This is a genomic window from Mycolicibacterium sp. CBM1, assembly GCF_054073305.1.
The window spans coordinates 24406-36760 of record NZ_JBSXPP010000028.1 but is presented as its reverse complement, the minus strand read 5'-3'; the positions used below and the strand labels follow the sequence as shown (position 1 = coordinate 36760).

The 12355-nt window shown below is 65.9% G+C and carries 11 protein-coding genes; 9 read left to right on the top strand and 2 right to left on the bottom strand.

Features of this window, described 5'->3' with window-relative positions; translation table 11 throughout:
* From ACXDF8_RS25285 to ACXDF8_RS25245, 9 genes are all read left to right on the top strand, one after another.
* Positions 1–789: MlaE family ABC transporter permease (locus ACXDF8_RS25285; RefSeq protein ID WP_457226012.1), on the top strand; the 789-nt coding region annotated here is incomplete at its 5' end.
* A gap of 10 nt (positions 790–799) precedes the next feature.
* Complete coding sequence (locus tag ACXDF8_RS25280) at positions 800–1648, top strand: MlaE family ABC transporter permease (protein WP_457226011.1); 849 nt, start codon at positions 800–802, stop codon at positions 1646–1648.
* Between the two features lie 13 nt (positions 1649–1661).
* Positions 1662–2849 carry an MCE family protein gene (locus tag ACXDF8_RS25275; protein ID WP_457226010.1) on the top strand — a complete coding sequence of 396 codons (1188 nt, stop codon included), beginning with the start codon at positions 1662–1664 and terminating at the stop codon, positions 2847–2849.
* Positions 2846–3871 carry an MCE family protein gene (locus ACXDF8_RS25270; protein WP_457226009.1) on the top strand — a complete coding sequence of 342 codons (1026 nt, stop codon included), beginning with the start codon at positions 2846–2848 and terminating at the stop codon, positions 3869–3871. Before ACXDF8_RS25275 ends, ACXDF8_RS25270 begins: the two co-directional genes overlap by 4 nt.
* Positions 3871–4968, top strand: a complete 1098-nt coding sequence (locus ACXDF8_RS25265) for an MCE family protein (protein ID WP_457226008.1) — start codon at positions 3871–3873, stop codon at positions 4966–4968. The genes ACXDF8_RS25270 and ACXDF8_RS25265 overlap by 1 nt, the downstream gene beginning before the upstream one ends.
* Positions 4953–6437 carry an MCE family protein gene (locus ACXDF8_RS25260; RefSeq protein ID WP_457226007.1) on the top strand — a complete coding sequence of 495 codons (1485 nt, stop codon included), beginning with the start codon at positions 4953–4955 and terminating at the stop codon, positions 6435–6437. The genes ACXDF8_RS25265 and ACXDF8_RS25260 overlap by 16 nt, the downstream gene beginning before the upstream one ends.
* Entirely contained in the window at positions 6434–7705 is a 1272-nt protein-coding gene (locus tag ACXDF8_RS25255; protein ID WP_457226006.1) for an MCE family protein, read from the top strand. The genes ACXDF8_RS25260 and ACXDF8_RS25255 overlap by 4 nt, the downstream gene beginning before the upstream one ends.
* Positions 7705–9300 (top strand): MCE family protein, encoded by a 1596-nt coding sequence (locus tag ACXDF8_RS25250; protein ID WP_457226005.1) that lies wholly within the window; start codon positions 7705–7707, stop codon positions 9298–9300. Before ACXDF8_RS25255 ends, ACXDF8_RS25250 begins: the two co-directional genes overlap by 1 nt.
* 20 nt (positions 9301–9320) lie before the next feature.
* Positions 9321–9833 (top strand): Rv2253/PknI dimerization domain-containing protein, encoded by a 513-nt coding sequence (locus tag ACXDF8_RS25245; RefSeq protein ID WP_457226004.1) that lies wholly within the window; start codon positions 9321–9323, stop codon positions 9831–9833.
* Here ACXDF8_RS25245 and ACXDF8_RS25240 read toward each other — a convergent pair.
* Together ACXDF8_RS25240 and bphC are read right to left on the bottom strand one after the other, a co-directional pair.
* Positions 9820–11367 carry an FAD-binding protein gene (locus tag ACXDF8_RS25240; RefSeq protein ID WP_457226003.1) on the bottom strand — a complete coding sequence of 516 codons (1548 nt, stop codon included), beginning with the start codon at positions 11365–11367 and terminating at the stop codon, positions 9820–9822. The two genes, ACXDF8_RS25245 and ACXDF8_RS25240, sit on opposite strands and share 14 nt — an antisense overlap.
* Positions 11368–11435: 68 nt before the next feature.
* Positions 11436–12344 carry a biphenyl-2,3-diol 1,2-dioxygenase gene (gene bphC, locus ACXDF8_RS25235; RefSeq protein ID WP_457226002.1) on the bottom strand — a complete coding sequence of 303 codons (909 nt, stop codon included), beginning with the start codon at positions 12342–12344 and terminating at the stop codon, positions 11436–11438.
* Between the last annotated feature and the right edge of the window lie 11 nt (positions 12345–12355).

The window sequence follows — 12355 nt, the reverse complement described above, 5'->3', positions numbered from 1 at the left end:
GATCGCTGGTCTCCGGGCATTGCGTTGAGGAGTGCGTCGGGTCCGATGCAGGCTATTGGTGGTCTGTTTGCTATGTCGGCTGATGCGGTGCGGTTTATGTTTCGGAAGCCGTTTCAGTGGCGGGAGTTTTTGGAGCAGTCGTGGTTTGTGGCGCGGGTGTCGTTGGCGCCGACGTTGTTGGTGGCGATTCCGTTCACGGTGTTGGTGTCGTTCACGTTGAATATTTTGTTGCGGGAGTTGGGGGCTGCTGATCTCAGCGGTGCTGGTGCTGCGTTTGGTGCGGTGACGCAGGTGGGTCCGTTGGTGACGGTGTTGATCGTGGCCGGTGCGGGGGCGACGGCGATGTGTGCGGATTTGGGGTCGCGCACGATCCGTGAGGAGATCGACGCGATGGAGGTGCTGGGGATCAATCCGGTGCAGCGGTTGGTGACTCCGCGGATGTTGGCGTCGGGGTTGGTGGCGTTGTTGCTGAATTCGTTGGTGGTGATCATCGGGATTTTGGGTGGTTACGTGTTCTCGGTGTTTGTTCAGGATGTGAATCCGGGGGCGTTCGCGGCGGGGATCACGTTGTTGACCGGGGTGCCGGAGGTGATCATCTCGTGTGTCAAGGCGGCGTTGTTCGGGTTGATTGCGGGGTTGGTGGCCTGTTATCGGGGGTTGACGATCAGCGGGGGTGGGGCCAAGGCGGTGGGTAATGCGGTCAACGAGACGGTGGTGTACGCGTTCATGGCGTTGTTTGTGGTCAACGTGGTGGTCACGGCCATCGGTATCCGCATGAGCGCGCGGTAGGCGCTGGGGGATGGCGTCGTTGCAGGCTTTGTATCCGCGGATCGCGCGTCAGGTGCGTCGTCCGTTGGGGACGGTCAGTCGGATTGGTGACCATACGATCTTTTATGGGCGGGCGTTGGCGGGCACGCCGCATGCGACGGTGCATTTCCGTAAGGAGATCATCCGGTTGATCGCCGAGATCTCGATGGGTGCGGGCACGTTGGCGATGATCGGCGGCACTGTGGTGATCGTCGGGTTTTTGACGTTGGCGGCGGGTGGGACGCTGGCGGTGCAGGGGTATTCGTCGTTGGGCAATATCGGGATCGAGGCGTTGACCGGGTTTTTGGCGGCGTTTATCAATGTCAGGATCTCCGCGCCGGTGGTGGCTGGTATCGGGTTGGCGGCGACGTTCGGTGCTGGGGTGACCGCCCAGCTTGGGGCGATGCGGATCAACGAGGAGATCGACGCCCTGGAATCGATGGGTATCCCGCCGGTGGAGTATCTGGTCTCGACGCGGATTGTGGCGGGGATGGTGGCGATCACCCCGTTGTACTCGATCGCGGTGATCTTGAGTTTCGTGGCCAGTCAGTTCACCACGGTGGTGTTGTTCGGCCAGTCCGGCGGGTTGTATGACCATTACTTCACGACGTTTTTGAACCCGATCGACTTGTTGTGGAGCTTCCTGCAGGCGGTGTTGATGGCGATCACGATCCTGTTGATCCACACCTATTTCGGCTATTTCGCCACCGGCGGCCCCTCCGGCGTCGGCGTCGCCGTGGGCAACGCGGTCCGCACCTCCCTGATCGTGGTGGTCTCAGTGACCCTGCTCATCTCACTGGCCATCTACGGCTCCAACGGCAACTTCAACCTGTCCGGATAGGCCGAGGAGCCCGATGAATTCACCTATCGCGCGCCCGCTCGCCGGATTGGCGACCGTGGTGGCCATCGCCGCGATCATCGCGGTGGCCGTCGGCCTCTTCCAGGACAGCTTCACCAGAACCGTTCCGGTGACGGTCGTCTCCGAGCGTGCCGGCCTGGTGATGAACCCCGAAGCGAAGGTCAAACTCAATGGTGCCCAAGTCGGCAAGGTCGCCTCGATCGACTCGCTGCCCGACGGCAGGGCGGCACTGCACCTGGCCATCGATCCCGCCTTTATCGACGACATCCCCACCAACGTCGGTGCCGACATCACCTCCTCGACCGTGTTCGGTTCCAAATTCGTCGAGCTGCTGCCGCCGCCGGATCCCTCGGTGCAGTCGCTGCGGGCCGGCCAGGTGATCGAGGGCCAGCACGTCACCGTCGAGATCAACACCGTGTTCCAGCAGCTGGTCTCAGTGCTGTCGACAATCGAACCCGCCAAGCTCAATCAGACTCTCGGCGCCCTCGCCACCTCGCTGCGCGGTCGCGGCGACAAGTTCGGCCAGACGCTGGTCGACCTCGACGAAGCGCTGGTCAAACTCAACCCCAGCCTCGACACCCTGAACCACGAGATCGCGGTCGCCCCCAAGGTCTTCGACGCCTACGCCGATGCGGCACCAGACCTGCTCAAGATCGTCAGCAATGCCACCAAGATCAGTGACACGGTCGTCGACCAGGACAAGAACCTGGACGCTCTGCTGGTCAGCGCGATCGGGCTGGCCGCCATCGGAACCGAGGTGATCGGCGCGAACCGTCAGCCGCTGACCGATGTCATGCACCTGCTGGTGCCGACCACCGATCTGCTCAACGAGTACCACGCCGCACTCACCTGCGGCATCGGCAGCCTCGTCCCACTGGCCACCGGGCCTGGGCTGCCGTTGCCGGGAGCCGTTCTGCTCCAATCGTTCTTCCTCGGGCGTGAGCGCTACCGGTATCCGGGCAACTTGCCCAAGGTCGCCGCCAAGGGCGGACCGCAGTGTACGGACCTGCCCAAGGTTCCGTTCGAGACCAGCCCGCCGTTCGTTGTCGCCGACATCGGCGCGAACCCGGCGCAGTACGGCAACCAGGGCATCCTGCTCAACTCCGACGGGCTCAAGCAGGCGCTGTTCGGTCCGCTGGACGGGCCGCCGCGCAACACCGCGCAGGTAGGACAACCCGGATGACCGCTACCTGGAAGACGCTGCTCAAGGTCGGGACCTTCGGCGTGGTCATGCTGCTGCTGACCGGTGCGCTGTTCGCGATCTTCGGGCAGTACCGCTCCGGATCGGAGAACGCCTACTCCGCGGTGTTCACCGACGCCTCCAGTCTGAAGTCCGGTGACTCGGTGCGGGTGGCCGGTGTCCGAGTCGGCACGGTCAAAGATGTTGCGTTGCAGCCCGACAACAAAGTGATCGTCGACTTCGACGCCGACCGCAACATCGTGCTCACTTCCGGTACCAAAGCGACGGTGCGTTACCTCAACCTCGTCGGCGACCGGTACCTCGAGCTCGTGGACAGCCCGGGATCGGCGAAGATCCAGCAGCCCGGCTCGCAGATTCCGGTGGACCGGACCGAGCCCGCGCTGGATCTCGACCTGCTGCTGGGCGGGCTGAAGCCGGTAGTGCAAGGGCTCAATCCGCAGGACGTCAATGCCCTGACCAATTCGCTGATCCAGATCCTGCAGGGCCAGGACGGCAACATCGAGTCGCTGTTCTCCAAGACCTCGTCGTTCACCAAAGCCGTAGCCGACAACGGGCAGACGGTGCAGCAGCTGATCGACAACCTCAACACCGTGGTCGCCACCATCAGCAAGGACGGCGACAAGTTCTCCGGCGCCATCGACAAGCTGGACAAGCTCATCACCGGCCTGTCCGGCGACAAGGACACCATCGGGCAGGCCATCACCGCGCTGGACAACGGCACCGCGTCGCTGACCGACCTGCTCAACCAGGCGCGGTCGCCGCTGGCCGGTACCGTCGACCAGCTCGGCAGGCTGGCTCCGCTGCTCGACCAGGACAAGGAACTGCTCGACATCTCGATCCAGAAAGCCCCGGCCAACTACCGCAAGGTGGTGCGTCTGGGTTCGTACGGCAGCTGGATCAACCAGTACCTGTGTGGACTGTCGGTGCGGGTCAGTGATCTGCAGGGCCGCACCGCCTACTTCCCCTGGATCGTCCAACACACTGGAAGGTGTTCGGAGCCCTGATGATCAAATACCGCGGATCCAAGCTGATCAGGTCGGGCTTCATCGGCATGGCCCTGATCGTGCTCGTCATCACAGTCGGGCTCCAGCCCGAGCGGTTGACGTCGCTCGCCACCTCCATCCGCCACCAGGCGGTGTTCACCGAGGCCGGCGGGCTGCAGCCGGGTAACGACGTCAAGGTGTCCGGTGTCAAGGTGGGCACCGTCTCGGATGTGTCGCTGCAACACGGCAAGGCGCTGGTCACCTTCCTGGTCGACGGCACGGTGCGCCTGGGCTCCGACACCAGTGCGCACATCCGCACCGGAACGCTTCTGGGACAACGGATCCTGACCCTGGAATCCAACGGCAAGGGCCGGCTGCGCTCGGCCGACGTTATCCCTGTCTCGCGCACCGGATCGCCCTATTCGCTGACCGAGTCGCTGTCGGATTTCACCGCGAACACCGCCGCCACCGACACCGCCGCGTTGAACCAGTCGCTGGACACGTTGTCCGACACCCTGGATCGCATCACCCCGCAGCTGGGGCCGACATTCGACGGGCTGAGCAACTTGTCGCGGATGATCAACGAACGCAACGACTCCCTGGCCAACCTGCTCAAGAGCGCCTCGAACGTGACGGGCATCCTGGCGCGACGCAGCCAGCAGGTGAACACCCTGCTGCTCAACGCCAACGACCTGATCGGGGTCCTGCAGCAGCGGCGCTACGCGATCGTGAACCTACTGGCCAACACCTCCGGATTGGCCCAACAGCTCCGCGGGATCGTCGCCGACAACGAGAAGGAACTGGCACCCGCGCTGGAGAAGCTCAACTCGGTGACCGCGATGCTGGAGAAGAACAAGGACAACATCACGGCCGCGATGAAGGGACTGGCCAAGTTCCAGCTCACCCAGGCCGAAGCGGTCAACAACGGCTTCTACTACAACGCGTTCGTCGGCAACCTGAGCCCGGCGCAGACACTGCAACCCTTCTTCGACTACGCGTTGGGCTTCCGGCGCGGCACCGATGCCGGGCAACCACCCGATAATGCCGGGCCCCGCGCGGAGATCCCGTTCCCGTACAACGGAATACCGCAGCCCAACGAGCGATGGGGGCAGCCATGAAGTCTCGTAGCAGGCTGACGGTTGCGGTGGCCGCCGTGCTGGCCGTGCTGGTCGTCGGCGGAATCGCGCTGCTGGTGCGGCAGGCGTTCTTCAAGCCGACGACCATCACCGCGTACTTCACCAGCGCCACCGCCATCTATCCCGGTGACGAGGTGCGGGTGGCTGGGGTCAAAGTCGGCACGATCAAGTCCATTCAGGCTCAGGGCACCAAGGCCAAGATGGAGCTCGCGGTCGACCGCGACGTTCCCATCCCGGCCAATGCCGAGGCCGTGATCGTGTCGCAGAACCTGGTGGGCGCGCGCTACGTCCAGCTGACCCCGCCCTACGACGACAGCGGCCCGACAATGGCCGACGGCGCGGTGATTGGACTCGACCGCACCGCGATCCCGGTCGAGTGGGACGAGGTCAAGACCCAGTTGAACCGCCTGGCAACCGATCTGGGGCCGACAAGCGATGTCTCTCAGACCTCGGTGGGCCGATTCATCGACAGTGCCGCCAATGCGCTGGACGGAAACGGGGAGAAGCTGCGTGACACCATCGCGCAGCTGTCCGGCGTCAGTCGCGTGCTTGCCGACGGAGACGGCAACCTCGTCGACACCGTCAAGAACCTGCAGACGTTCGTGACGGCGTTGCGGGACAGCAACACTCAGATCGTCCAATTCCAGGATCGGCTGGCCAGCCTGAGCAGTGTGGTGGACGGCAGCCGGTCGGACCTCGACGGGGCACTGACCAACCTGTCCAGTGCCGTGGTCGACGTCCGCCGGTTCATCGCCGGCAGTCGAAACCAGACCGCTGAACAGATCCAGCGGCTGGGGGCGGTCACGCAGAACCTGGCCGACAACAAGCTCGTCGTCGAGAACCTGCTGCACGTGGCCCCCAACGCGATCGGCAACGCCTACAACATCTACAACCCGGATTCGCAAAGTGCGCTGGGCGCCTTCGCGTTGGCGAACTTCTCCAGTCCGGTCCAGGTGATCTGCTCGGCCATCGGAGCGGTGGAGAACGCCACCTCGGCCGAAACCGGCAAGTTGTGCGCCCAGTACCTGGGGCCGGCGTTGCGCCTGCTCAACTTCAACTACCTGCCGTTCCCGTTCAATGCCTACCTGGGCAAGTCCACCAGCCCGGACAAGCTGATCTACACCGACCCGGCGTTGGCACCGGGCGGTTCCGGCGCGAGTATGGGGCCCGCGGAGATTCCGCCCGCCGTGTCGGCCTACACCGGATACAACGGCGACGTGCCGCCGCCGCCCGGCTGGGGAGTACCCCCCAACACGACACCGGGTTCTTATGCGCCCAACGGCTTGCCCGCCGACCCGTCGCCCGCGCTTTTCCCCGGCGCTCCGATTCCCCCAGGCGTGCCGGCCGGGCCGGCCGCCCCACCGCCGTCGAATCTGGAAGGCCTGCTGCTTCCGGCCGAAGCCGAGCCTCCTGCCGCGCCGGCACCCGCTGAAGGGAATCCGACGTCATGATCAGTTCGGTGCGCCGCCTGGTGGTGACCGCGTCGTGCGTCGCGGTGACCGCGACGGGCTGCAGCTTCGGTGGCCTGAACTCCCTGCCGCTGCCCGGCACCGTCGGCCACAGCGAGGGATCGACCAGCTACCACGTCGAGCTGGCCAATGTGGCTCAGCTGGAATCGAATTCGCCGGTGCTGGTAGGCGATGTCGTGGTGGGCAGCGTGGGCAAGATGACCGTCACCGACTGGCATGCCGATGTCGAGGTATCCGTCAAACCCGGGGTGGTGATCCCGGCCAACGCGGTCGCGACGGTGGGCCAGACCAGCCTGCTGGGATCCATGCATCTGGCACTGAATCCGCCGCTGGGGCAGGCGCCCACCGGCGTGCTGAAGCCCGGGGCCACCCTGGGTATCAACAAGTCCTCGACGTACCCGTCGACCGAGCAGACCCTGTCGGCGTTGTCGGTCGTGGTCAACGGCGGCGGGCTGGGCCAGATCGGCGACGTCATCCACGAGTTCAGCGCGGCGGTCAACGGCCGCGAGGACAAGATCCGGGATCTGCTCACCCAGCTCAACGACTTCGTCGGTCTGCTAGCCGACCAGCGCGACAGCATCAACGCGGCGGTCAATTCGCTGAATCGGCTGGCCGGCACATTCGCCGGACAGAGCGAGGTGCTCACCGACGCGCTCAACCGGATTCCGCCGGCCGTCGACGTGCTGGTCAACGAACGGCCCCGCATCACCACGGCGCTGGCCAAGTTCCGCGACTTCTCGAACCTCGCCACCGGGCTGGTCAACGACACCAAGGCCGACCTCGTCCGCAACCTGCAGAACCTCGAGCCCACGCTCAAGGCGCTGGCCGACGTCGGACCCAAACTGGACACCGCACTGGCCTACCTGCCGACGTTCCCCTACACCCAGGCGACCATCGACCGTGCGATCCGCGGCGACTACCTCAACCAGTTCATCATCTTCGACCTGACCGTGCCGCGGTTGAAGAAGACGCTGTTCCTGGGCACCCGCTGGGGCGATGAGAACGCGAAACTCGTTCCAGCACCCGGGGATCCGTGGTATGCGACATACACCTACGATCCGCTGCACGCTCCTTTCAGCAGCGCGCCGCCCACGCAGGTTGCCGACATCCCGCCTTTGGTCGACCCCGCGCCGGCGCCAGCGGCGGCCCCACCGGCGGCACTGACCGGTGCCACGCAGCCGGCCCCGGGCATGGGCACCGGACCGCTGCCGGGTCCCACCCCGCAGCCGCAGGACGAGGGTGGTAACTGATGCTGACGCGTTTCGTCCGAAACCAGCTGATCATCTTCACGATCGCGTCGGTGATCGGCATCGGTGTGATGGTGATGACCTACATGCAGCTGCCGACCCTGCTCGGCATCGGCAGGATGACGGTCAAACTGGAGTTGCCCAGGACCGGTGGGCTCTACCAGTTCTCGAACGTCACCTACCGCGGTGTCCAGTTGGGCAGGGTCACTGAAGTGCGGCCCACACGCACCGGCGCCGAGGCGACGCTGTCGCTGGCGACCTCGCCCAAGGTGCCGGCGGATCTGCAGGCACGAGTGCTCAGCGTGTCCGCGGTCGGCGAGCAGTACGTGGACCTGGTGCCACGAACCGATTCCGGGCCTTACCTGGAGGACGGATCGGTGATTCCGGTCAGGAACGCCACCGTGCCGCAGGCGGTGGGGCCGATGCTGGACCAGGTCAGCCTGCTGCTCAAGAGCATTCCCAAGGAGCGCCTGTCGGACCTGCTCGACAGTTCGTTCAAGGCGCTCAACGGTGCCGGCGACGATCTGAGCACGTTGATGGATTCCTCGTCGCGGCTGGCGGCCGATTTCAACGCCGCCGGCGACCGGACCCGCACGCTCGTCGACGACAGCCGGCCACTGCTCGACGGCCAACTGGCCTCCACCGACTCGATTCGTACCTGGGCGCACAGCCTCGCCGGCATCACCGATCAGCTCAACACCAACGATCCGCAGTGGCGTGGGGTACTGGCCAACGGACCCGGCGCGGCCGACGAAGCATCCGCACTGCTGAACCAGGTGAAGCCGACGCTGCCGATTCTGCTGGCCAACCTCACCACGTTGGGGCAGGTGGCCGTCACCTATCACCCGTCGGTGGAGCAGCTGCTGGTGCTGTTGCCGCCGTACATCGGCTCGATCCAGGCCGTCGGTTCGCCGCTGAACAACCCGACGGGTATGACGCTCGGTGACTTCACCCTGACCCTCAACGATCCGCCGGCCTGCACCGTGGGTTTCCTGCCGCCGTCGTCGTGGCGCTCACCCGCGGACCTCTCCGATGCCGACACTCCGGACGGGTTGTACTGCAAACTCCCGCAGGATTCGCCGATCGCGGTCCGCGGCGCGCGTAACTACCCCTGCATGGACAAGCCCGGCAAGCGGGCGCCGACCGTGGAGATCTGCGAGAGCGACAAGCCATACGAGCCGCTGGCGATGCGCCAGCATGCCACTGGCCCCAACCCGATCGACCCGAACCTGGTCGCCCAGGGCGTCCCGCCGGACGACCGGGTGACGTTCAACGACCACATCTACGGACCCCTGCAGGGCACCCCGCTGCCGCCTGGCGCGGCACCACCCGCTCCGCCGGCTCCCGCTGCGGTCCCGCCGAATCCGGATGCTCCTGCGCCGCAACCGGTTCCGGACATCGCTCCGGTCGACCAGGGTGCGCCGGGGGTCGCGCCGAGCGCCTTCACGCCGGGTGCGCAGGGCGGTCCGTCGGTGGCGATCGCCACCTACGACCCCAAGACTGGGCAGTACGCCACCCCGGACGGCAACGTCTACCGGCAGACGGATCTGGTGCAGGGCGGCGACCTGTCATGGAAGAACCTGTTGCCGACGACATGACCGCTGAGGGGAGAGGCCAAATGGGCACGTCACGGATGTTGGTGAGCGTGGGGGCGCTGGCCGCCGTCGTCGCCGGCGGGCTAGCGCCGGCCACCGCTTCGGCTTCCGACAAGTGGGGGCTCAACGGTACGTTCACGGCGACCTCCAACGGTGAGTGGGCAACCACCAACGACGTCTTCCATGACGAGCGCAGCCTGCGCAGCATCTGGACCATCTCGTCGGTCTGCAGCTACCCGACCGAGTGCACCGGGACCGTCAGCAGTGACCAGGGCTGGACCGCGCCGATCTATCAGACCGGCGGTGACTGGTATGTCAAGCGCACCATCGACAACTGGATGCCATGCCAGGACGGCACATCGGCTCCCGGCTTCCAGGTGTTCCGCTTCCACGGGTCGTCCCCGGGTGGCGATCAGACGGTCCCCGGCTCCGACATGCTGGTCGGTCAGGACGAGACGACAGGGCCGTCCGGGGCCTGCGGCCGCAGCCTGCCGCTGTACATCAACATGCCGTTCAAGCTGGTCAAGCAGGGCTGACGGCGGCAGCCATGTCGAGTGCGGCCAGGTGGCTGAACAACATCGACGCACCGATCGGGTTTCCGCCGCCCGGATAGGTGGTTCCGCTGACCGCGGCCATGGTGTTGCCCGCGGCGTAGAGACCGGGGATCGGGGCACCGGACTCGTCGAGCACCCGCGAGTGTTCGTCGGTCCGTAAACCCCCCTTGGTGCCCAGGTCCGACAGCCCGAAAGCCGCGGCGTGGAAGGGTGCGGTGTCGATCGGCACCAGGGGCGGTTCCCCACCGGAGAAGGCGCGGTCATAGGGTTCTTCGCCGCGGCCGAAGTCGGTGTCCACGCCCGCGGCGACCAGGTCGTTGAACCGGGTGACCGCCTCTTGCAGGCCTTCGGGGGAGACCCCGATGATTTCGGCGAGCTCGGTCAACGTTGCTGCGGTGCACCATAATCCGGCATCACGGTATCTCTCGGTCTCGACCATCGAAACGTTCGTCGCCTTGACGGGCGGGACCTCGCCCTCGCGGTCGTCGTAGATCATCCAGAACGGCACCGTCAACCGGCCGGCCTGCATCTCGCGGATGATCTCCCGCCCGATGCGGTCGTAGGCTGCCGACTCGTTGACGAAGCGGCGGCCGTCCTGGTTGACGAAGATGCCGCCGGTGAACCACAACGCGAAGGCCGAGCGGCCGTCGGGGTGTGTCAGTCCCGGTGACCACCAGGCCTGGTCCATCAGGTCGACGGCGGCGCCGGCGCGAATCGCCGCCTCGAGAGCGACGCCGGTGTTACCGGGGCACCCCATGGTGTCGGCGCGATCGCCTGGGACGCCGAAGGTTTGGCGTAGCCGGTCGCTGTGCTCAAAGCCCCCGGCGGCGAGCAGGACTCCGCGTCGGGCGCCGATCCGCACCGGATGTCCGTCCCGATGCACCACGGCGCCGACCACACGACCGCCGTCGGTGATCAAATCGGTCAGCTCGGCGTTGCGATGCAGCGTCGCGTCGGGATAGCCGCTTAGCGCGGCGAGGAAGCGCCCGATCAGTGCCCGGCCACCGAACAGCTTCTCGGGAGCTGGCGTTCCGAGCCGGTCATGGTCGAGCGGACCGCGCACCAGCCCGGCATAGGGCCCGAGCCGCTCACCGCGGATAGGCGCGGCGACGATGTGGCGCAGCCCGTCGGCCCGCGCGTCCGGCGCAGCGCCGTAGTAGTCCGGCCACGGCAACACGGTGAACGTGAAGTTGTCGTCTGCCTCCAGGTACTCGATGAGCTCGGGCCCGCGACGGATGTAGGCCTCCTGCAGCGCCACCGGGGTGCGGTCACCGATGACGGACCGGAAGTAATTGAGCGCCTTGTCGACCGTGTCGTCGCTTCCTGCACGCTGCAGCACCGGATTGCAGGGGAACCACATCCCGCCGCCACCGGAGTAGGCGGTCGTACCGCCGAACTTGTCGGTGGCTTCGACCAGCACCACTGACAAGCCTTCTCGCGCGGCGGTGTAGGCGCCGGTGATGCCGCCGCCGGATCCGGCGACGACGACGTCGACCACGTGGTCGAAATCAGGCACCCGGCTCATCCCCGTTCCCGTTGTTTTCTAGAAGTTCTCGTCAATCCAGCCATGGTCGTCGACTCATGTCAGGGCCGCATGGCGGCGGGCAGATCGCCGACCCACTGGTGGCCCCAGTAGCTATCTGCGGTGATTTCCTCTGCGGTGTAATACGTTTCGTCAATGCGTAGACCGCCGGTGCCGAACTCGATGTCCCAATCGCCGGGGGCGCGGACATAGAACGACACCATTTTGTCGTTGGTGTGCCGGCCCAGGGTGGAGGACAGCTGGAAGCCTTCCTTGTTGACCCGGTCGAGCGCCTCTCCGACGGCGTCGAGGCTGTCCACCTCGACCATCATGTGGATGAGCCCGGGGTCGCGCAGGGTGGTCGCCGGCGCGATCGCCAGGCTGTGATGGCGTTCGTTGACGCCGAGGAAGCGGATTCTGATCGGGCCGAACTCCTTGGGCAGCGGTACGCGGAAGGCTCCGCGAGACAGGAAACCCAACGTTGCGGTGTAGAACTCGAACAGGGCGTTGGCATCCAGCGCCGGCAGCACGACATGGCCCATGCCTTGATCGCCGGTGACGAACCGTGCGCCGAAGGGTGTGACGACCGGGCTGTGGTCGAGTACAGCGCCGTGAAACACCTCCAGGGTGTTGCCGGCGGGGTCGTCGAAGGTGATGACCTCCTCAACGCGGCGTGCGTCGGCGTCGGCCTGTGACAGCTGCTCGAACGGCACCCCGGCGCCGTCGAGCGCCTGCCTGACCTGGTCGAGTCCGGCCCGATCGCGGACCTCCCAGCCGGCGGCGATGATCCGGTCGGCTTCGCCCGGCGTGACGACGATGCGCGCGGCACGCTCGTCCATGCGCAGATAGAGCGCGTGGGGGTCGGGGCCCGTGCCCTCGGCGAATCCGAGCAACCGGAACGCGAATTGTCGCCACCGCTCGATGTCGGAGGTCTGGATGGTGACGTAACCGAGGCTCTTGAACACGCTCATCGCACGGGTCC

Bases quoted from the DNA above. Each gene is read 5' to 3' on its own strand.
- ACXDF8_RS25250 (WP_457226005.1), top strand. From the start codon at position 7,705: ATGCTGACGCGTTTCGTCCGAAACCAGCTGATCATCTTCACGATCGCG.
- ACXDF8_RS25260 (WP_457226007.1), top strand. From the start codon at position 4,953: ATGGGGGCAGCCATGAAGTCTCGTAGCAGGCTGACGGTTGCGGTGGCC.
- ACXDF8_RS25275 (WP_457226010.1), top strand. From the start codon at position 1,662: ATGAATTCACCTATCGCGCGCCCGCTCGCCGGATTGGCGACCGTGGTG.
- ACXDF8_RS25280 (WP_457226011.1), top strand. From the start codon at position 800: ATGGCGTCGTTGCAGGCTTTGTATCCGCGGATCGCGCGTCAGGTGCGT.
- ACXDF8_RS25270 (WP_457226009.1), top strand. From the start codon at position 2,846: ATGACCGCTACCTGGAAGACGCTGCTCAAGGTCGGGACCTTCGGCGTG.
- ACXDF8_RS25255 (WP_457226006.1), top strand. From the start codon at position 6,434: ATGATCAGTTCGGTGCGCCGCCTGGTGGTGACCGCGTCGTGCGTCGCG.
- ACXDF8_RS25265 (WP_457226008.1), top strand. From the start codon at position 3,871: ATGATCAAATACCGCGGATCCAAGCTGATCAGGTCGGGCTTCATCGGC.
- ACXDF8_RS25245 (WP_457226004.1), top strand. From the start codon at position 9,321: ATGGGCACGTCACGGATGTTGGTGAGCGTGGGGGCGCTGGCCGCCGTC.
- bphC (WP_457226002.1), bottom strand. From the start codon at position 12,344: ATGAGCGTGTTCAAGAGCCTCGGTTACGTCACCATCCAGACCTCCGAC.